This is a genomic window from Natronospira bacteriovora (assembly GCF_030848495.1).
Taxonomy (GTDB): domain Bacteria; phylum Pseudomonadota; class Gammaproteobacteria; order Natronospirales; family Natronospiraceae; genus Natronospira; species Natronospira bacteriovora.
Window position 1 is genome coordinate 113,737 of the sequence record NZ_JAVDDT010000004.1, and the last position, 20,638, is coordinate 134,374.

Sequence of the window (20,638 nt, forward strand, 5' to 3'; positions counted from 1 at the left end):
TTGCCTAGGGCATGAAAAACTGCAGCCAGGCAATGGCGACAACACCAACCAGCACGGCGGTACTCAGGGCGGCGATAGCCGGGCGTGGTCCCAGGGCGCGGAGGGCAGACAGACGGATTCCCAGGCCCATGGCGGCCAGGGCGATGGCGAAGAGCAGGGCGCTGAGCTGGCCGGCCAGGGACAGGAACTGCTGCCAGTGCGCCTGGTCCGCGCCGAACAGGGCATCACCCAGGCTACGCAGGCCGACCAGGGCGATGAAGCCGAGGATGAAGAGCGGGAAGGCCGGCCCAGCGCCTTTCGTAGCCTCCCCCCGCCGGGCCCACCAGATGGCCAGGGGCACCACGGCCAGGATGCCCAGGTTGCGCATCAGCTTGGTGACCGTGGCGCTGCTCAGGGCCTCCGGTGCCTGCTGGCTCTGTTCGTACATCAGGGCTGCGCCGGTGACCTGGGCGGTGTCATGGATGGCAGCGCCCAGGGCCATGCCGACCAGGCGCGGGTCGTCGAGCAGGAAGTGAAACAGCAGGGGATAGGCAAGCGTGGCCAACAGGCCGAACAGGGCCACGCAGGCAATGGCGTAGGCGGTTTCTTCGCTGCGCGCCTGGATGCCTGGCGCGGTCGCCGCAATGGCCGAGGCGCCGCAGATCGCGGTGCCCACACCGAGCAGGATGCCAAGCCGCGCCGGCAGAGCCAGCAAGCGGCTGAGCAGGGCCATCAACAGCAGCCCGCTGACAATGACCAGCAGTACCAGCACCCAGACCGAAGCCCCGATCTGCCACAGCTCGGCCAGGCTGAGCCGCAGCCCCAGCAGCACCACCCCGAGTTTCAGCAGGTCCCCGGCGGCGAATTTAAGGCCGGGCCCGAACCCGGGTCGGCGCGCCGCCCAGGGCGCCAGGGCGAGGCCAAGCAGGATGGCCAGCAAGGCGGCACTGACCGGCAGCCGTGTCGCAATGGCTTCAAACTGGCTCAGCCACCAGGCCACCAAACTGACTGAAACCCCCAGCGTGGTGGCCAACAGCAGGCCCTGTTTTTTCACTCCAATATCCCGAAACACCAGACCCCCTCGGCCACTGGTTATATATTAGAGAAATATAACATAAAAGAACGCACTGGCGTTGACCTGCCGCCCGACCTGCCTAATGATGTGCCTTTCCCAATGACATGACCGGATGGAGCCCGAATGTCCCGTTCATACTCACTGATTCCCGCCAGCCTGATCCTTGCACTGCTAGCGGCCTGCGCCACCCCCGTGGAGCGCGAGCGCGAAGCGGCATCCGATGCATTGCATGTCGCCTTCGATGACTATTTCGACACACAGATCGAGCGCAACCCTCTGTATGCAACCTTCCTTGGCGATCATCGTTTCAATGACCGTCTCGCCATTACCATTGCGCCCGACTACCGGGTTGAAACCCTGGCCATCGAGAAGGAATATCTGCAGCGGGTGGAGGCCATCGACCCCGAGCTGCTGGATCACCAGGATCGCCTCAGCCGGGAGATCTTCATCCGCGAGCGGGAGGGCGCCATCCGAGGCTACCAGTTTCCCTCCCACCTGCTTCCCCTCAATCAGTTCCGGAACATGGGCAACACCATGGCCCAGCTGGGTTCCGGTCAGGGTGCCCAGCCTTTCAACAATGAAGGCGACTACCGCAACTTCATCGGCCGCATGCAGGATTTCGAGCGCTGGGTCGACCAGGCCATCGCAAACATGCGCGAGGGCATGGCCGCCGGCGTGGTTCAGCCCGGCATCCTGATGGAGCGCACCGCCGATCAGCTCCGCGCGCACATGGTCGATGAGCCTGAGGACAGCCTGTTCTGGGCACCCATGAAGGAACTGCCCGGCGACATGAGTGACTCGGCCCGGGCCTCATTGAAGAGCGACTATCGCCAGGCCATCAGTGATACGCTGATCCCCAGCTATCGTCGCCTGCACGCCTTCATTCTAGATGAATACCTGCCCCAGACCCTGCCGGTGGATGGCATGCACGGCCTGCCGGACGGTGACGCCTGGTACGCGCATCTGGTGGCACAGACCACCACCACCGATCTCAGCCCGGCGGAAATTCACGAGATTGGCCTCGCGGAAGTGGAACGCATCCATGGTGAAATCCACCAGGTGATGGCCGACGTGGATTTCGACGGTAGCCTCCACGATTTCTTCGAATTCACGGCCACCGATCCCCAGTTCTATGTGAGTGAACCCGAGTACCTCATCCAGGCCTATGAGGATCTGCGTGAATTCGTTGACGAAGCGGCCAAGGAACTCTTTGACCTTACCCCCGAGGCCGATTACGAAATCCGCCCCGTGGAGCCCTTCCGGGAACGCAGTGCCGCCGGCGCGTCCTACATGCGCCCGGCCGCCGATCGTTCCCGGCCCGGCATCTTCTATGTGAACACCTATGACCTGTCTGCTCGCCCCCTGTGGGCGGTGGAATCCCTGTTCCTGCATGAAGCCGTGCCGGGGCATCATTTCCAGATCGCCCTGCAGCAGGAACAGGATCACCTGCCGCGCTTCCGCCAGTTCGGCGGCAACACCGCCTTCATCGAGGGCTGGGCCCTGTATGCGGAGGCCATTGGGCCTGAAATGGGTCTCTACGAGGATCCCTATCAGTATTTCGGCATGCTCAATGCCGAACTGTGGCGGGCAATCCGCCTGGTGGTGGATACCGGCCTGCATTACCACGGCTGGACCCGGGAAGAGGTGCTCGACTACATGTTCGCCAACTCCGCCGTGGGCGAGGCCCGGGCGGTGTCGGAAGCCGAGCGCTACATGGCGATTCCCAGCCAGGCACTGGCCTACAAGATCGGGCAGCTGGAAATCCAGCGCCTGCGACGAGCGGCGGAAGAGGCGCTGGGTGATCGCTTTGACGTTCGCCGTTTCCACAACATGATCCTGAGCAACGGCGCCGTGCCGCTGGACATCCTGGAAGACGAAGTACAGCGCTGGGTCGATGAACAGCGAAGCTGAGCGTCCAACGATGCCGACCCGTCCCCGCTCCACGCGCCAGGCACTGGCCCTGGTGCTGGGCGTCGTCCTGTGCGGCCCGGTCTGGGCACTGCCCCACTGGACACTGGAAGTGGGCAGCAGCGAGGCACGCCCGGGCACGCCGATGGATGCCCACTGCGATGATCCAGACAGTGGACCCACCCGTTTTCTTTCCTGCCGTCGTGCGGGGAATGCGGTTGTTGGCAGCAGTGACAGCTGGGCGCTGGGATTCGACACCCCGATCCGGGACGAGGCCGATGCGCCGGCCCTGTGGTGGGCGGGCTTTCGCCTGGGTGAGTACGGCACCGCGCATTATCGGGCGGAACTCCCGGCCAACGGCACGAACGGCCCGGATGCCCTGCGTGCGGGGATCGACAGCCGTTATGCCCTCGCCCAGCTGCGTCGAGAGTGGCCGCTGGTCAACGGGCGTGTACGTCCCTATCTGGCGGGCGGCGCCGGCGTGGCCCGAACCAGCGTGCGGGAATTCCGTCGTCACACCGACGACGGCGACTGGCAGGCCCCGCCTGGGGATCAGGCCGGCTACCTGCTGCGGTTGGAGACGGGCCTGATCTGGCAGGCGGGAGATCGCCTGCGCCTGGGCCTGTCACTGCGCCAGGACGCCCTGGATGGCTGGGCAACACCACGTGGTGAGGGCTGGGTTTCGGATGCCGCCGGCAGCGAGCCGCAGTCCTTCGAGGGCACCAGCGGCCGACTTGGCTGGCGCAGTGTGGTCTTCACTCTCTCCTGGCCACTCGGCGCCATGCTTGAGGATGTACGCGGCCGGGACAGACGGTAGAATTGCCCAATGAAAACTCCAAACCATGCGATCCGTTTGCTGATTCTGGCCTTTCTTGTGACGGCCCTGGGTGCCTGTGCCACCCCGACCGCCGCACCCGAGGACACAGAAGCGAGCGAGCCCGCCGTCGCGGAGATCTGGCAGCCTGACCCGGCTGCGGAGGCCCGCTACATCGAGCTGGTGGAAACCGCCCAGCGAGATCCGGGGGCGGTGGATTTTGCCGAGCTGCGCGAGCTGTACATTCGCACTCACTTCTATCAGCCCTACGCCGGTGCCGAACAGCAGTTCTCTGCCGGCATGTTCCGTGCCCTGGAGAATCGGCGTGATGGCGAAGCCCTGAATCTGGCCGCCCGTATCCTGGAGGAGAATTACGTCTCCCTGGATGCCCATTACGTGGCCCGCCAGGTCTACGCCAATCGCGGAGATCAGCGTCGTCGCGACCGTCATGACCAGACCTTGCGCGCCCTGTTTCAGGTCATCCGGGCCAGCGGCGACGGTGAAAGCCGCGCCACCGCCTACCGGGTCATCAGTTCCCAGGAGCTCAACACCTTCATATCCCTGTACGGTCTCGACATGATCGAGAATGAACTGGCGGTGGACGAGCTGGGCCCCTTCGACCGCGTGGTGGCCCATGATCCCCGCCGGGATCGGGAGTTCGAGATCTGGTTCGACATCACGCCCCAGTGGACCCGCGGTTTCGACGGTTTCTGAACGGTTGCGGTCACGCGCCTCAAGGGCTAAATGTCACAAACCACCATAAAGGCCCGAAAAAGCAAATTCGCTGTTTCTGCATTGCTGCCGGAACGGCTATGCTTGGGGTAGGCCCGAGCGATTCGGGTATGTGCCACCGTCGATGCATCGTCAGGAGACTTTCTGCACCGGTGGCCAGATCAGGCATGGATGCCCGGCCACCCCACAGGGAGGATGAATCGGGCAGGGCCGGGCTCGATGCGTTGCGGAGCATCACCGGCATGACACGTGCTTTCGGGATTTTGCTGTCCCTGTTCGCCCTGCCCGTCTCCTTTGCCGTTCAGGCCGCCGAACAGGCGTCAATTCCGTCCATGGCCGAAGGCATGGCGGAAAAGCGATTCCAGGATTTCGTCCGTGATGTCTGGTCCCTCGAGGCCGGTCTGCCCCAGATTACCGTCAGCACCATCGCCCAGGGCCCGGAAGGTTATATCTGGGTGGGTACGCAACAAGGCCTGGCCCGTTTTGACGGCGTGCGCTTCACCACCTTCACTCCCGACCGGGCGTCGGCGCTTCCCGGCAGCTATATCCAGTCCCTCCATACCGATTCCCGTGATCGCCTCTGGGTCGGTACCTACAAGGGTGTGGCCCTCTACCACAAGCGTGAATTTCACCCGGTACCCGGCCCGCCGGGGCCGGATGGTCTGGCCATGGAACTCAATGTCCTTGCCATTGCCGAGACGCCTCAGGGAGAAATCCTTGTCGGCGCCGAGGAAGGCCTGTTCCGGGTTCGTGATCGTCGCCTGGAGCCACTTCGCCTGCCCGAGCCGGACAGCATCACGGCCATCTATCCTGACAATGGCGTCATGATGCTCGGCGCCATCGGCCGTTACTGGCAATACGACGGTCAGAACTTTTCCACGGCCACGGCCTTGCCCGAAGACCGGCGCTCAGCGCGCATTCTTGATTTTGCCCGACATGCGGATGCCTTGTGGATCGCCACCAGTGCGGGGGCCTTCCGGCATGATGGCGATGCCCTGCAGCCGGTGAATGACCCCGACTGGCTGCCCAGCCAGCCGGTGACCGCACTGTTCCGGGATGCCAATGACACCCTTTGGGTGGCAGCCGACCGTGCCCTGCTGCGCTATCGCGGGGGTCGCCTGTTCGAGGAGATCGATCCCGGCCACCCCAATGCCCATCGCCAGATCCAGAGCATGGCCCAGGACCATGAAGGCAGCCTCTGGCTGGGCAGCTTCCGTGACGGCCTGGCCCGCTACTGGAGTGGCTGGACGGAGCGATTCAATGAACCCCAGGGCCTGCACGAACCCCTGGTCTGGAGTGTGGCCGATGCCGGTGACGGCGATGTCTGGGTGGGCACCAATGACGGCCTGAGCCGGCTGCACGACGGGCGCTATCGGCTGGTGGTGCCGGGGGCCGAATTGCCCCATCCCCATGCCTATACACTCCATGTCGGCCCCGAAGGGCTGTGGATCGGCACCCGCCAGGGCCTGACAATTCTTGATCCGGAAAGCGGTGAGCTGCGGGTGCCGGAGGCGTTGCGTGCCCTGGACGCCTACCAGATCAATGGCGTCATCCCGGCCGGTCCCCACGGGCGCTATTTCTTTACCACCACCCAGGGCTTGCATCTGCTGGATGACACAGGCCGCCTTCGGCGCATTTCGGATCGTATTGGCAGCCGACACGTCAGGCAGCTGCGCCTGGAGGCCAATGGCAATCTGCTGGTGGCCACCAACAGTGGCCTGTTTGCCGGTCACCCCCGGAACCTGGTTCGCCTTGACGACCGGGTGGGCCTCGACCCGGGTGCCGATTACGCGGCCATTCACCGCCTCGATGCCGAGACCGTTGTCGTCAGCACCATCGATGCCGGCCTCTATGTCGGCCGACGCGGTCAATGGCATCACCTCACCACCGAACAGGGCCTGCCCACCAATGCCAGCTATTTCGTCACCGACGATGGCGAGGCCCATCTCTGGGTGGCCGGTTTTCACGGCCTTTACCGGCTTCCCCTGCAGGAGATTCTCGCTGTCGCGGCCGGTGAGCGTCGCAACGTCAACGCGGAAATGATACTCAGCGAAAGCGGGCGTCACATCGGCAGCCAACAGGCTTTCTGCTGCAATGGCGCCGGGCACGCCAAGGGTCTGATGCGAGCGGATGGTCTCTGGTTGCCCACGCGCGGCGGGGCAGTGCGCATCCGGCCGGACGGCATCGAACGCAACCCCTACCCACCGGTCACGCTGGTGGAGCGGGTACGCTTCGATCATGCATGGCATGAGCTGTTGCCGGATCAGTCCCTGAACCTCCCCCTGGGCTCCCGGGATCTGGAGTTCGAGTTCACCGCTTTGAGCTTCCAGGATCCCAGAAGCGTGCGTCTGCGGTTCCGGCTCGCCGGTTACGACCAGCAATGGCGCGATCTTGAGAATGTGTTTCAGCGCTCGGCGGCCTACACGAACCTTCCCCCCGGGGACTACCGCTTCGAGGTGCAGGCAGCGAACAATGCCGGCGTGTGGACGGAAAACGGGGCCGGAATGCCTTTCACCGTCCCGCCTCGTTTCCATGAGACCCTCTGGTTTCAGGCCGTGCCGGTGGCGCTGGCGATCCTCCTCTTCCTGCTCGGCTACCGCTGGCGGGTGAGCCAGTTGCGCCGCCGCCAGGTTCTGCTCGAGCAGGAGGTCCAGGAACGCACCGAACAGCTGCGTGTCAGCAACAATCGCCTGGTCGAGGCCAACCGCGCCCTGCGAGATGCCAGCCAGACCGACGCCCTGACCGGTCTTCGAAATCGCCGTTATCTCTATGGCCAGATGGCCCGGGATCTGGCCCATTTCGAGCGTATTCGTGATCGTCTGCCCGAAGATGACCTGGTTCTGGTCTTTGCCCTGGTGGATGTGGATCACTTCAAGCGCATCAATGATGAGCTGGGCCACCGATCGGGGGATCTGGTATTGCGTCAGTTCGGCGATCGCCTCGAGAGCATCGTGCGAACCGGGGATTACGTGGTTCGCTGGGGTGGCGAAGAGTTTCTGGTGGTCTTCCGCGAAATGCGCCGGGACTGCACTGAAACCATCGTCTCCCGCCTGCAGGACAAGCTGCAACGCGAGCCTTACCGCGTGGATGAGCGCGACGGCATACGGGTCACCGCCTCGGTGGGGTTTGCCGAATACCCCCTGCGGCCGGAGAGCGAAGGCAGTTCCCTCAGCTGGGAGGCCCTGGTGGATCTGGCCGATCACGCTCTCTATCAGGTCAAGCGCAACGGCCGTAACGGCTGGGCCACGCTGCGACCCGGTCGCGAGAAGGATCCCATCGAATTCCTGCGCACCGTGCGCACTGATCTCGAACCCGCCATCAGCGACGGCCGTGTACTGCTGCGTGGCAGCTGGATCGCGGATCGGGCCCGGGCCGAAGCGGAAAGCCGGCAGGAAAGCAGAGACAGCAAGGGCTGAAAACCCGGGGAGCCGGAATGGCGAAGCTGAAACTGGATCTGCATGACATCTTCAACCAGGGTGAAAGAATCGAGGCGGCCCTGAACCGCCTCATGGACGAGGCGGAGGAAAAGAAGATCAAGACGGTCGAAATCATACCCGGCAAGGGCTCGGGCCAGCTCAAGAAACGGGTCCTCAAGTTCCTCGAACGGCCGGAGATCAAGCGGCGCTATCACCGCATCGACAAGGACAGCAGGAACTTCGGCCGCATGTTCGTCCACTTCCGTTACTAGAACCAGCCAATCGATCCCATGACCCCTGAAGGGGGTTGTCTGTTTCCCCAAATCCACGGACACTGAAACCTTCAAACATCCGTTTGGACAGGGATACAGGGCGATCCCTTCACCAGGGAGCAGAGCGTGAGGCATCAGCCGGCAGGCATGAACAACACTCTCTATCGGGAAAGTTTCGAACGGGACAGTTGCGGTTTCGGACTGGTGGCCGACATGCAGGGCCGTGCCTCCGCTGATCTGGTGCGGGTGGCCATCCGTGCCCTGGAGCGCCTGACCCACCGTGGTGCGGTGGCCGCCGACCGCAAGACGGGTGACGGCTGCGGGCTGTTGCTGCGACGGCCGGAAGCCTTTCTCCGGGCCATTGCCGAAGAGGCCGACCTGAGTCTGGGTGAAGGCTTTGCCGTGGGCTGCGTGTTCCTGGATCCGCACACGCCGGAGGCCGGCCGCCAGGCCCTGACGTCGGCACTTGAACACCACGGTCTGAGCGTGGCGGGCTGGCGCCAGGTACCCACTGATCCCGACGCCCTGGGCAAGGAAGCGGCAAAGACCCAACCGCGGATCGAGCAGTGCTTTGTCCAGCGCCCTTCCGCGATGAGTGAACGCCGTTTCCGCCTGGCGCTGATTTTCGCCCGCCGTCGCGCCGAGCGCGCCCTCGCCGGGGACGACTTCTTCTATATCCCCAGCCTTTCTCCGGACACCCTGAGCTACAAGGGCCTGGTCATGCCGGAGTACCTGCCGATCCTCTACCCGGACCTGGCCCATCCGGATCTGGCCACGGCGTCGGTGGTCTTCCATCAGCGTTTTTCCACCAACACCCTGCCTCAGTGGCGGCTTGCCCAGCCCTTCCGTTTCCTGGCCCACAACGGCGAGATCAACACCGTGGCCGGCAACCGCGCCTGGGCCAGGGCCCGGGAAGGGATCTGGCTGCCCAAGGGCGAGGATGGCGAGGCCATCCGCGGCTGGGAGGACATGGCCCCCTTCGTGAAGATGGATGGCTCCGATTCGGAAAGCCTGGACAACCTGCTGGAGGTTCTGATCGCCGGCGGCATGGACCTGCCCCTGGCCATGCGGGTGCTGATTCCCCCGGCCTGGCAGAACGATGAAACCCGGCCGGCGGATGTGCGTGCCTTCTTCGAAATGGTGGGCATGCACCTGGAGGCCTGGGACGGCCCCGCGGGGGTGGTGCTGTCCGATGGCCGCTACGCCGCCTGTGCCCTGGACCGCAACGGCCTGCGTCCGGCCCGCTATTGCCGCACCGACCGGGACATCATCATGCTCGCCTCCGAGGCGGGCGTGCTGGATGCCGCCCCCGGGGAAATTACCGAGAAGGGGCGACTCGGCCCCGGCCAGATGATTGCCGTGGACACGGCCGAGGGCCGGCTCATCTATCCCGACGAACTGGACGCGGAAATCGCCGGACGCTGGCCGGCCCGCCAGTGGCTCAAGGACGGCACTACCTGGATCGGTTCCCTGCTGGTGGACGAAAAGCTCAGTGCCGAGCCCCTGGAGGGCGACGATCTGGCCCGCGCCGAAAAGCTTTTCGGCCTGAGCTTCGAGGAAAGGGATCACATCCTGCGCCCACTGGCGCTGAATGAGGCCGAGGCGGTGGGGTCCATGGGTGACGACACCCCGCTGCCCATGCTCTCGCGCCGGGTGCGCTCCCTTTACGACGGCTTCCGCCAGCAGTTTGCCCAGGTGACCAATCCGCCCATCGACCCCCTGCGTGAACGCCTGGTGATGTCGCTGGAAACCCGCCTGGGGCCTGAGCTCAACCCCTTTGAACCGGGCCCGCATCTGGGCGAGCGCGTCCTCATGGGGTCTCCCGTCCTGTCGACCCGCAAGTTCGAGCTCATCCGCGCCCTGGATGCGAGCCGCTGGCCGATTCACGAGATGGAGCTCAACGGCGAGCGTGGCCTCGGCCAGAAGGCGGCCGTGGCCCGCCTGGCGGACGAAGCCGAAAACGCGGCCCGCGAGGGCGCGAAGATCCTCATTCTCAGTGACCGTCGCATCGGCCCCGAAAGCCTGCCGGTGCATGCCCTGCTGGCCACGGGCGCGATCAACCGACGGCTGGTGGAAACCGGCCTGCGCGCCTCGGTCAACCTGGTGGTGGAAACGGCCACGGCCCGAGATCCCCACCATTTCGCCTGTCTGATCGGCTACGGCGCCACGGCGGTGCACCCCTGGCTGGCCTATGAAGTCATCGCCGACATGGTGCGTTCCGGCGAGCTGGATCCGGCCCGGCGCCGGGAACCCGGGCGGGCCTTCCGGCGCGGCATCCGCAAGGGCCTGTTCAAGATCCTCTCCAAGATGGGGATTTCCACCATCGCCAGCTATCGTGGCGCCGCCCTGTTCGAGATCGTCGGTCTGGCCGACGAAGTGGTGGACACCTGCTTCACGGGCACCACCAGCCGCATCGGTGGTGCCGGCTTTGCCGATCTGGATGCCGACCAGCGTCATCTCGCCACCCGCGCCTGGGATCGTCGTGCCCTGCGCGAGCAGGGCGGCCTGCTGAAATGGATTCACGACGGCGAATACCACGCCTGGAACCCCGGCGTGGTCCACGCCCTGCAGCGGGCCGTGAAAAGCGGCGAATGGTCGGACTGGGAAGCCTTCCAGCAGCTGGTCAATGAACGCCCGGCCATGGTGCTGCGGGATCTCATGCAGCCCCGCTTCGCCCCGGAGCCGGTGCCGCTGGAGGAAGTCGAGCCCATCGAGAAGATCCTGCCGCGCTTTGACACCGCCGCCATGTCCCTAGGGGCCCTGTCGCCGGAGGCCCATGAAGCCCTGGCCATTGCCATGAATCGTATAGGCGGGCGTTCCAATTCGGGCGAAGGTGGCGAGGACGCCGCGCGTTTTCGCGATGAACGCATTTCCAAGATCAAGCAGGTGGCCTCGGGCCGTTTCGGTGTCACCGCCGAATACCTGGTCAATGCCGAGGTCCTGCAGATCAAGATGGCCCAGGGCGCCAAACCCGGGGAGGGCGGCCAGCTGCCGGGGCACAAGGTCAATCAGTTGATTGCCCGACTGCGCTATGCCCGGCCGGGGGTGGCCCTGATTTCACCGCCGCCCCACCACGACATCTATTCCATCGAGGATCTGGCCCAGCTCATCTTCGATCTCAAGCAGGTCAATCCGGAGGCGCTGGTATCGGTCAAGCTGGTGGCCTCCCCCGGGGTGGGCACCATCGCCGCCGGCGTGGCCAAGGCCTATGCCGATCTGATCACCATTGCCGGCTATGACGGGGGGACCGGCGCCAGCCCCCTGACTTCGGTCAAATACTGCGGCGGACCCTGGGAAATGGGCATATCGGAAGTCCAGCAGACCCTGCGCGGCAATGACCTTCGCGGCCGCATTCGCCTGCAGGCCGATGGTGGCTTCAAGACCGGCCTCGACGTGATCAAGGCCGCCTGCCTCGGAGCCGAAAGCTATGGCTTCGGTACCGCCCCCATGATTGCCATGGGCTGCACCTACCTGCGGGTCTGCCATCTCAACAACTGCACCACCGGGGTCGCCACCCAGGACCAGCGCCTGCGCGATGCCTTCCGCGGAACGCCGGATCGGGTGGTGAACTACTTCTGTTTCATTGCCGAGGAAGTGCGTCGCTGGATGGCGCGCATGGGTGTGCGCAGCCTGGACGAACTCATCGGCCACCCGGAATACCTGGAGACCGTCACCCCCGACAGCGACCGCCAGAAGGGCCTGGATCTGTCCGCCATCCTGTCCGACGGTGATCTGCCCGCCACCCGCCCGCGTCGCAGTGAGCAGGAGCGCAATCCACCCTGGGGTCGGGGCGAAATGGCCGAGCAGATGCTGGCCGATACCCTGCCCTCCATCGAGGCCAGTGCCGGCGGTGAATTCCATTACCGCATCGAGAATTATCACCGTTCCATCGGCGCCCGCCTGTCCGGCGAGATTGCACGGCGACACGGTAACCAGGGCATGGCGGAGCATCCCCTCAATATCCATCTGGAGGGCACCGCAGGGCAGAGCTTCGGTGTGTGGAACACCGGCGGACTGCACATGAACCTCTCCGGTGAGGCCAATGACTACGTGGGCAAGGGCATGACGGGTGGCCGCCTGACCATCCGCCCGCCCGAAGGCAGCATCATCAAGGCCCGGCACTCGGCCATCATCGGCAACACCTGCCTCTACGGCGCCACCGGGGGCGAGCTGTTCGCCGCCGGCCAGGCCGGGGAGCGCTTTGCCGTGCGCAACTCCGGTGCCACGGCCGTGATCGAGGGCTGCGGCGATCACGGCTGCGAGTACATGACCGGTGGCGTGGTGGTGGTGCTCGGCGAGACCGGACTCAACTTCGGTGCCGGCATGACCGGTGGCTTTGCCTATGTGCTGGATGAACACCGTTACTTCGTGGACCGTTACAACCACGAACTCATCGACATCCACCGCATCTCACTGGAATACCTGGAACAGCACGTGCACTACCTGCGCGAGATGATCGAGCGTCACGTGGAATACACCGGCAGCGAATGGGGCCAGGAAATCCTGGACGACTTCCGCGCCTGGATTGGCAAGTTCTGGCTGGTCAAACCCAAGGCGGAGGACATCGAATCCCTGCTCGACACATTGAGCAGCGCGGCTTGATGAAATTTTGAAAAGCGCCGCGAAATGAACGCAAGATGCACGCGAAATGAAAAGCGAATCAGCCACAGATGAACACGGATAAACACGGATTTTTTGATTGGTTGGCAACCGTTGTGGGAGAGGCTTTAGCCTCGATTCGTCATGCCCGACAGGGTGGTTGTGAGAAAACCGACTACCACCCAGTGTTGCGTCGCGCCCAAGCGAATCTGTGTTCATCTGTGTCCATCTGTGGCTAGATTATTTTGCGTCCATTTCGCGTGCATTTCGCGGCGCAGTTAACGAAGCGAGGAAGGCACCGTGGCGAGAAAGGATCCATTGCATTTTCTGAATGTGCCGAGGCAGATGCCGCGGACCAAGCCGGCGTCGCTGCGCATTCAGGAATTCCGGGAAATCACCGGCCAGTATGATCGGGACCAGGCCGCTGAACAGGCGGCCCGTTGCATCGACTGCGGCAATCCCTATTGCGAGTGGGAATGCCCGGTGCACAACTATATTCCCCACTGGCTGCGTCTGATCGAAGACGGGCGCTTGTTCGAGGCCGCCGAGCTGTCGCACAAGACCAATTCATTGCCCGAAATGTGCGGCCGCATCTGCCCCCAGGACCGACTCTGCGAAGGTGCCTGCACCCTGAATGACGGCTATGGGGCGGTCACCATCGGTTCCATCGAGAAGTACATCACTGACGAAGCCTTTCGCCAGGGCTGGCGACCCACCGTGGATGCCGAACCGAGCGGCAAGCGGGTCGCCGTCATCGGCGCGGGACCGGCCGGCCTGGCCTGCGCCGACGTGCTGATTCGTCATGGTGTCCAGCCGGTGGTCTTCGATCGATACAGCGAGATCGGCGGCCTGCTCACCTTCGGCATCCCGCCCTTCAAGCTGGAAAAGGAGGTGGTTCGTACCCGCCGCGCCATCATGGAGGAAATGGGCGTGCAGTTCGTGCTCAACACCGAGATTGGCCGCGATGTCAGTCTCGACAAGTTGGTCGAGGATCACGACGCCGTGTTCATGGGAATGGGTACCTACCAGGCGGTGACGGGCGGCTTTCCGGGCGAAGAGCTACCCAATGTCCATCCGGCCCTCGACTACCTCATCGGCAACATCCGTAATGTGGAGGGCTGGTCTCAGGAAGGCTCAGGGTTCATTGACCTCAAGGACAAGCGCGTGGTCGTTCTGGGTGCCGGTGATACCGCCATGGACTGCAACCGCACCGCCATCCGTCACGGAGCAACCTCCGTCACCTGTGTGCACCGTCGCGGTGAAGGGCAGCTGCGGGGTTCGCGCAAGGAATACAAGAACGCCCGCGAAGAGGGCGTGAAGTTTCTCTTCAACCGCCAGCCGGTGGCCATTGTGGAAGAAGATGGCCGGGCCACGGGCGTGAAATTCATGCGCACCCGACTGGCCACCGCCGAGGACGGCCGTACGCGCATTGAAGCCGTGGAAGGCAGCGAAGAAATCATCGAGGCCGATGCCGTGGTGGTTGCCTTCGGTTTTCGGCCCGACCCGGCCGACTGGTTCCGCGATCACCGCATCACCCTGCACGAAGACGGCCGCGTGTTGGCCGGTCCCCATGGCCCCTATGCCATGCAGACCTCCAACCCGAATATTTTCGCCGGCGGTGACATGGTGCGTGGCGCGGATCTGGTGGTCACCGCGGTCTATGAAGGCAGGCAGGCCGCCATGGGCATCATCGATTACCTCGGCTTAGGTGCCATTGAACTGCCAGGCCAGCAGGTCAATTACCGGCCGGCGGTGTGAGAGAACCCGAAAGACTTGTTTTGAATAGCCACAGATGAACACAGATGGACACGGATGTTCGGCCTTGCCAGATTGAGGCCTGAGGGAAGGGACCACGAAATGGGCACGAAATGAACACGAAATAGGGCAGGCGCAAAAGGTGCTTGCTAACACTGTGGGTGCGGCTTGCAGCCGTGATCGGACTCGAATAGGCGCCTCGCTCGCTGCCAGCAAGGCCTCTGATTCGTGGCCAATCACCGAGACCCTTCGGGTCTTTCTTCCTGCTTTCCGCTAGACCATCCGTGTCCATCTGTGTTCATCTGTGGCTAATCAAAAATACCCGAGAAGCCATGACTCTACTCGACCAAAACCATCTGGACACGGCCCTGGAGCGAGGCAAGGCGGAACGCCTGGCTTTTGGGGGCATGGCCTATGCCCGGCTGACCGACGAGATCCGGGGGGTGCCGAAAGGCAGCGTCGTATTGCCCGATGGGGTGGTCGTCCCGGGCTATCCCTCCATTGCGCGCATCCAGGCCCTGGACCCCGGCCTGGGCAAGCAGTTTGACGGGCCTTTCTGGGCGGAGGAGAAGATGGATGGATTCAATATCCGCATCTTCGCCCACGAGGGTGAGGTGCATGCATTGTCCCGTGGCGGCTTTGTCTGCCCCTTCGCCACGGATCGCATGCAGGATCTGTTGGATCCGGCCATCTTCGAGGCCCATCCGAATCTGATTCTCTGCGCCGAACTGGTCGGACCGGACAATCCCTATCTGGAAGGCCACTCACCCCAGGTCCAGGAAGACGTGGACCTGTTCATCTTCGACATGATGGAGCAGAACCGCGAGGGCTTTCTCAGCCAGGAAGCGCGCATGCGCTACCTGCGGGAATTCAATCTGCCCCATGCCGAGATCTTCGGCCGCTTCGGCCCCGACGACATCAATAAACTGGGCGAGCTGATCCTGAAGCTGGACGAGGAGGGCAAGGAGGGCCTCGTCCTGAAACCGGAAGACCAGAGCCAGCGGGCCAAGTATGTCACCGGGCGCTCCAACACCTATGATTTCAGCGTGACGGGCGAAGGCCTTCTCGATCTGCCACCCGAATATTTCACGAACCGCCTGATGCGGATGGGCCTGTTCATGGCCGAGCATGGGCAGCAGCAGGATCACGAACGCCTGAGTGAACTGGGCCACGCCCTGATGCAGGGCCTGTTCCGCGCCATCGAGATCTCAAAGGACCACAACCGGGTGGGCTCCCCCTTCCGCTGCCGCTTCAATCAGCGCGAAAACGCCTATCGTTTCATCCAGCACATCGAGGATACCGGCGGACAGCGGGTCAAGGTCTACGACAAGATGCCCCGCCAGGAAGGGGATTACTGGGTGCTGGAATTCGAACGCGTGCACCAGCGCATGACGGGTTTCCTGAATCAGGCCTTACAGGGTGGGCGGCAATTCGATTGAGGCGTTAAAACAAGGGAACCACCGAAAACGCCGAACACACCGAAAAAGAGAAAGAAGAAAGTAGCATAGCGTCTGCGAGGTTTAATGATCTGTGCTGTGATTCAAGGTCGTGCTTTAGGAAAAAACCCTGTTTTTCCGTAAATTCGGCGCCTTCGGTGGTTCCCGTCTTTTTCATGCCATCGATCAGCCCGCCCCCAGGTTCTCCATGATGCGGCGCAGGTATTCGGGGGTAACGAGCTTCACGCCGACCCGGTTGGCGAACTTGCGCATGCCCTGATCGGCGCTGGCCAGTTCCGCGTCCAGTTCCATGGCCAGCAGCACCACGTCCACGTCTTCCCGTGAATCCAGCAGGCCCTTGCGCATGGCGCTGCGGAAGTTTTCCCGCAATTCGGTGATGATCTCGGGCTTCATGGTCGAGAGCGCACCGGCACGCTTGGTGTGTTCCTCGGCGATGCGCAGACCCCGGTCGATGCGTTCACGCACTTCATTGATGAACTCATAGAGCACATCCGAGGGAATGGTGAGCTCGAAGCGGCGGGGAGAGCGGACCCAGACTTCCGTTTCGAAGTCCGCGGCCAGCTCCGGCGGCAGATCCCGCACCCGCATGAACTCCTCATACACCGACAGGGGCATGTAGAACTCCGTCGGCGTATTGCGCGCCAGTTCCAGGAAAACCCGGATACATTCCATGGGATCCGCGTGGAACTGAGCCATGGTGGTGGGGTTGGTAAAGATGCTGGTATCCAGCACAAAACGGCGCATGCTCGCACCTCGTCAACAATGACCTGCCCCAATCATGGGTGCTGACACCGGGTAGGTCAATTCAAATGCGCCGCGAAATGGACGCAAAATGAACGCGAAATTGAAATAGCCACAGATGAACACAGATGCACACAGATGAAGTTCGGCTGAGTGCAACGCCTGAGGTATTGCACTGTTTATTGCGGGCCAGAATGGCCTTCAAGCGCAACGACAAGCACCTCAACGCCAATTAGGCACCAACCCAAGCAATCTGTGTCCATCCGTGTTCATCTGTGGCTTAAATTGCTTTTCATTTCGCGTGCATTTTGCGTCCATTTCGCGGTGCTTTTACCTCATTCAGCGGCCGTCGAAGAGAACTTCGCCGCCGACGATGGTCATGACCACGTCGGTGTCGAGGATGTCTTTCTCGTCGATGCTCATGAGATCCCGGGCGAAGACGGTGAGGTCGGCGTACTTGCCGGGTTCGATGCTGCCGCGAACGTCTTCCTCGAAGGCGGCCATTGCCGGCCAGAGGGTGAACATCTTCAGGGCCTCTTCCCGGCTGACGGCCTGTTCCGGGTACCAGTGATCGCCCTGGTAGCCGTCCAGGTCCCGGCGGCTGACGGCCGCGTAGAACTCGATGCGGGGGTCACCCATCTCCACGGGCGCGTCCGAGCCACCGGCAAGAGGCACACCGCTGTCGATCAGGTCACGCCAGGCATAGGCCGTGCGCAGGCGTTCAGGGCCGACCCGACGATGGGCGTAATGCAGATCGCCAATGGCGTGGGAGGGCTGCATGGAGGGAATCACGCCCAGCTCGACGAAGCGGGGGAGATCGTCCGGGTGCAGCACCTGGGCATGCTCGATGCGCCAGCGCGGCTCCGCCACGCCCCGTTCTTCGGCCGGGACCCTGTCGAAGACTTCTTCATAGAGATCGAGGGCAAAACGATTGCCCCGGTCGCCGATGGCATGGGTCCAGACCTGGACACCATTGCGCAGGGCCATTTCCAGCAGCTCGATCACGTCCTCGCGCTGGAACTGCAGATAGCCGCGGCCTTCGCGGTCCTCGTAGTCCTTGAGCAGGGCAGCGCCGCCGGAGCCCAGGGCACCATCGGCGGCGAGCTTGATGCCGCGCACACTGTAGCGGCCTTCATACAGGCCACTGAAGCCCCCTTCATTCACCAGCCGTTCGGCACCCGCCCCTGGGCCCCGCAGGGCCTGGTAGACCCGCAGGCGAATCTGACCCTCGGCGAAGAGATCACGCAGGGTATGCAGTTCCTCGTAATCACCGCTGGCGATGTGTACCTGGGTCCAGCCCATCTCCAGGCTGCGCTGGGCGCCAAGTACCAGGCGTTCGGCCAGGCTGGCATCCGGTTCCGGTACGTGCTGGGCCACCAGCCACTGGGCCCGGCCGAGCAGCATGCCGCTGGGTTCGCCCTTGTCATCACGGAGGATGTCGCCGCCATCGGGAACCGGGGTATCGTGGTCCACTCCGGCAATTTCCAGGGCAAGGGAGTTGGCCACGCTGCCATGGCCGTCCGCCCGCGTCAGCCAGACCGGGTTGTTCGGGGCGATGGCGTCCAGGTCCTCGCGGGTGGGAAAGGCGGGCGGCGTCCAGTGTGTTTCGAGCCACCCGCGACCCACCACCCAGTCGCCCACATCGCTTTCCGCCACGCGGCCTTCGACCGCATCCAGAAAGGCATCGAGGGAGTCAATGCCGGCCAGGTCCAGACCCAGTTCACGCTCGCCGATGCCGGCCAGGTGGACATGGGAATCCGCCATGCCGGGAAACACCGTGGCCCCCTCCAGGTCGATTTCGACGGTGTCCTCGCCGATGAAGTGGCTCAGGGCTTCACGGCTGCCCACCGCCAGGATGCGATCACCGCGGATCGCGACCGCGGTGGCATGGGGCTTGTTCTCGTCCAGGGTATGGATATTGGCATTGTGCAGCAGCTTGTCCGCTGCCGGCTCGGGGCGACCACAGGCCACCAGCAGGACGGCCAGCAGCAGGGAAACAGTCAGCAGAGCACGGTGCATCAGGAACCTCCTCGGGCAATACGGATCACCCCAGTGTGCCGAATCCGGTCCCCCGCGTCATCCGCTTCAGAAGCCGACAGGCGGGATGAGCAAGGCGGGCTTCTGGGGTAAGCTTGCCGCCACCTTGAATCGGGGAGCTCCCATGAGTGACAGCCAGCTCAGTCATTATGAATGTGGCCACTGTGCGGCGACGGCCGGCATGGATGAACTCATCGCCACCTGCCCGGCCTGCGGCGGGCCTCTGCTTGCCCGTTACGACCTGCAGGGTGCCCGGGCCGATCGCATCCCGGCGCCCGGGCGTGGCATCTGGCGCTGGTCGGGCCTGCTGCCGGTCCCCGAGGCAGGCCGGATTGAGCTGGGCACCGGGGATACCCCTCTGCTGCCCACCACCATCGGTGCCTGGCTGGGCACCGGTGCCACCTGGATCAAGGACGAAGCGGCCAATCCCACGGCGAGTTTCAAGGCTCGCGGCATGGCCGTGGCCATTGGCCGCGCTCGGGCCCTGGGCGCCCGCAGCCTGGTGGTGCCCAGCGCCGGCAACGCCGCCTGTGCGGCGGCGGCCTATGCGGCGGCGGCCGGCCTTCCGCTGACCGTCTTCATGCCGGCCGATGTGCCGGACAGCTTCCGGATCGAAGCCCGCGCCTACGCCGCGCGGGTCGAGCTGGTGGATGGCCTCATCGATGAGTGCGGACGCCGTGCCCAGGCCATGGCCGAGCGCGACGGCAGCTTCAATCTCGCCACCTTCCGTGAACCCGGCCGGGTGGAAGGCAAGAAGACCATGGGTTTCGAGATCGCCGAGCAGATGGGCTGGCGCCTGCCGGAGGTGCTCATCTACCCCACCGGGGGCGGCACCGGCATCGTCGCCCTGTGGAAGGCCTTCGAGGAGCTCGAAGCGCTCGGACTGATCGGCCCCGAGCGCCCGCGTCTGGTCATGGTTCAGGCCGAGACCTGCGCCCCCCTGGTGCGTGCCTTCGAAGCCGGCAACACCCAGGCCGAACCCTGGGAAAACGGCGCCACCGTCGCCGACGGCCTGCGGGTGCCCAAAAGCTTCGGTGATCGCCTGGTGCTGGGAGCCCTGCGCCGCAGCCGTGGCCGCGCCGTCACCGTCAGCGACGGCCAGATGCTGGAATACGCCCGCATCATGGCGTCGAAAACCGGCATCTTCCCATGCCCCGAAGGCGCCGCCTGCCTCGCCGCCCAGGTGAAACTCGCCAGGGAAGGCTGGATCGGCCCCGAGGATCGGGTGGTTCTGTTCAATACGGGATCGGCGCTGAAGTATCTCCACCTCTGGCCCAACTCCACGCATCCGGATTGAAGGCGCAAGGAGCAAGGAGCAAGGAGCTAAGAGCGCCGGGTTTTTCTCGTAATCGTAATCGGCCTTTTGCAAGGTCTTTAAAAACCCGATTACGACTACGACGATTGTTACCACATTCTTGTCTCAGTCCTGGTTGGGGGAATCCATGGAAAATAGTGCAGTTCTACTCATGGCTGCCGCAGTCGCTTCCTACTATTCATGGCGGAATGGACGCCACCAGCTTTACCGGACCGAAGAGCTGCCCCTTCGCTATGCCCTCCATTTCCTGGCCTTCCATATCGGGCTGGAGATCGCCGCTTTGCTGGTGCCGGTGGTCGACCATGGCGATTACCGAATTCACCTGTACTGGGCCGCCGCCCTCCCGGTGCTCTGCGGCCACCTCCTGTGGCGTTACCGGCAGAATCGCGATCGTTTGGAGGAGTGACCACGCGCGCTGGAAAGTACCCCCTTGGTAACGCAGTGAGAGACCAAGGCTCAGTCGTGCCAGCCATTTTCGTTGTCGTTGTCGTTGTCGTAATCGGCCCTTTTCAGGGTCATTAAAAACCCGATTACGACA

At 63.6% G+C, this 20,638-nt stretch carries 13 protein-coding genes; 10 read left to right on the plus strand and 3 right to left on the minus strand.

Translation table 11 applies throughout. The features are described from left to right. Window positions 1–4: 4 nt before the first annotated feature. Window positions 5–1,033 (minus strand): YeiH family protein, encoded by a 1,029-nt coding sequence (locus tag RBH19_RS07770; RefSeq protein WP_306728265.1) that lies wholly within the window; start codon window positions 1,031–1,033, stop codon window positions 5–7. A gap of 144 nt (window positions 1,034–1,177) precedes the next feature. Between RBH19_RS07770 and RBH19_RS07775 the strand changes: the two genes are divergently transcribed. The 8 genes from RBH19_RS07775 to RBH19_RS07810 all read left to right on the plus strand — a co-directional run bounded on the left by RBH19_RS07775 (window position 1,178) and on the right by RBH19_RS07810 (window position 15,989). Then, window positions 1,178–2,965, plus strand: coding sequence for a DUF885 domain-containing protein (locus RBH19_RS07775; protein ID WP_306728266.1), 1,788 nt, complete (start codon window positions 1,178–1,180; stop codon window positions 2,963–2,965). 10 nt (window positions 2,966–2,975) lie between these two features. Then, window positions 2,976–3,779, plus strand: a complete 804-nt coding sequence (locus tag RBH19_RS07780; RefSeq protein WP_306728267.1) for a hypothetical protein — start codon at window positions 2,976–2,978, stop codon at window positions 3,777–3,779. 9 nt (window positions 3,780–3,788) lie between these two features. Beyond that, window positions 3,789–4,490 carry a DUF4919 domain-containing protein gene (locus tag RBH19_RS07785; protein ID WP_306728268.1) on the plus strand — a complete coding sequence of 234 codons (702 nt, stop codon included), beginning with the start codon at window positions 3,789–3,791 and terminating at the stop codon, window positions 4,488–4,490. A 260-nt stretch (window positions 4,491–4,750) separates the two neighbouring features. Further along, window positions 4,751–7,924, plus strand: a complete 3,174-nt coding sequence (locus tag RBH19_RS07790; protein ID WP_306728269.1) for a ligand-binding sensor domain-containing diguanylate cyclase — start codon at window positions 4,751–4,753, stop codon at window positions 7,922–7,924. Window positions 7,925–7,941: 17 nt separating this feature from the next. Continuing rightward, window positions 7,942–8,196 (plus strand): Smr/MutS family protein, encoded by a 255-nt coding sequence (locus RBH19_RS07795; protein WP_306728270.1) that lies wholly within the window; start codon window positions 7,942–7,944, stop codon window positions 8,194–8,196. A 147-nt stretch (window positions 8,197–8,343) separates the two neighbouring features. Continuing rightward, window positions 8,344–12,798 (plus strand): glutamate synthase large subunit, encoded by a 4,455-nt coding sequence (gltB, locus tag RBH19_RS07800; protein ID WP_306728423.1) that lies wholly within the window; start codon window positions 8,344–8,346, stop codon window positions 12,796–12,798. A gap of 297 nt (window positions 12,799–13,095) precedes the next feature. Continuing rightward, window positions 13,096–14,553: a glutamate synthase subunit beta gene (locus RBH19_RS07805; RefSeq protein WP_306728271.1), complete on the plus strand. Its 1,458-nt coding sequence runs from the start codon at window positions 13,096–13,098 to the stop codon at window positions 14,551–14,553. 329 nt (window positions 14,554–14,882) lie between these two features. Beyond that, on the plus strand, window positions 14,883–15,989 hold the full coding sequence (locus tag RBH19_RS07810; RefSeq protein WP_306728272.1) for an RNA ligase: 1,107 nt from the start codon (window positions 14,883–14,885) through the stop codon (window positions 15,987–15,989). A gap of 183 nt (window positions 15,990–16,172) precedes the next feature. On the opposite strand, the gene RBH19_RS07815 is transcribed toward RBH19_RS07810, so the two are convergent. Both RBH19_RS07815 and RBH19_RS07820 read right to left on the minus strand, forming a co-directional pair. Beyond that, window positions 16,173–16,751 carry an RNA ligase partner protein gene (locus RBH19_RS07815; protein ID WP_306728273.1) on the minus strand — a complete coding sequence of 193 codons (579 nt, stop codon included), beginning with the start codon at window positions 16,749–16,751 and terminating at the stop codon, window positions 16,173–16,175. Window positions 16,752–17,087: 336 nt separating this feature from the next. Next, complete coding sequence (locus RBH19_RS07820; protein WP_306728274.1) at window positions 17,088–18,767, minus strand: amidohydrolase; 1,680 nt, start codon at window positions 18,765–18,767, stop codon at window positions 17,088–17,090. A 142-nt stretch (window positions 18,768–18,909) separates the two neighbouring features. Between RBH19_RS07820 and RBH19_RS07825 the strand changes: the two genes are divergently transcribed. Together RBH19_RS07825 and RBH19_RS07830 are read left to right on the plus strand one after the other, a co-directional pair. Further along, a complete protein-coding gene (locus RBH19_RS07825; RefSeq protein WP_306728275.1) occupies window positions 18,910–20,082 on the plus strand; it encodes a threonine synthase in 1,173 nt (390 codons plus the stop codon). Between the two features lie 169 nt (window positions 20,083–20,251). Then, on the plus strand, window positions 20,252–20,506 hold the full coding sequence (locus tag RBH19_RS07830) for a hypothetical protein (protein ID WP_306728276.1): 255 nt from the start codon (window positions 20,252–20,254) through the stop codon (window positions 20,504–20,506). Window positions 20,507–20,638 lie beyond the last annotated feature (132 nt).

Excerpts from the sequence above, each read along its gene's own strand:
- RBH19_RS07810 (WP_306728272.1), top strand. The coding sequence starts at position 14,883 with ATGACTCTACTCGACCAAAACCATCTGGACACGGCCCTGGAGCGAGGC.
- RBH19_RS07785 (WP_306728268.1), top strand. The coding sequence starts at position 3,789 with ATGAAAACTCCAAACCATGCGATCCGTTTGCTGATTCTGGCCTTTCTT.
- RBH19_RS07775 (WP_306728266.1), top strand. The coding sequence starts at position 1,178 with ATGTCCCGTTCATACTCACTGATTCCCGCCAGCCTGATCCTTGCACTG.
- RBH19_RS07795 (WP_306728270.1), top strand. The coding sequence starts at position 7,942 with ATGGCGAAGCTGAAACTGGATCTGCATGACATCTTCAACCAGGGTGAA.
- RBH19_RS07815 (WP_306728273.1), bottom strand. The coding sequence starts at position 16,751 with ATGCGCCGTTTTGTGCTGGATACCAGCATCTTTACCAACCCCACCACC.
- RBH19_RS07790 (WP_306728269.1), top strand. The coding sequence starts at position 4,751 with ATGACACGTGCTTTCGGGATTTTGCTGTCCCTGTTCGCCCTGCCCGTC.
- RBH19_RS07830 (WP_306728276.1), top strand. The coding sequence starts at position 20,252 with ATGGCTGCCGCAGTCGCTTCCTACTATTCATGGCGGAATGGACGCCAC.
- gltB (WP_306728423.1), top strand. The coding sequence starts at position 8,344 with ATGAACAACACTCTCTATCGGGAAAGTTTCGAACGGGACAGTTGCGGT.
- RBH19_RS07820 (WP_306728274.1), bottom strand. The coding sequence starts at position 18,767 with ATGCACCGTGCTCTGCTGACTGTTTCCCTGCTGCTGGCCGTCCTGCTG.
- RBH19_RS07825 (WP_306728275.1), top strand. The coding sequence starts at position 18,910 with ATGAGTGACAGCCAGCTCAGTCATTATGAATGTGGCCACTGTGCGGCG.
- RBH19_RS07780 (WP_306728267.1), top strand. The coding sequence starts at position 2,976 with ATGCCGACCCGTCCCCGCTCCACGCGCCAGGCACTGGCCCTGGTGCTG.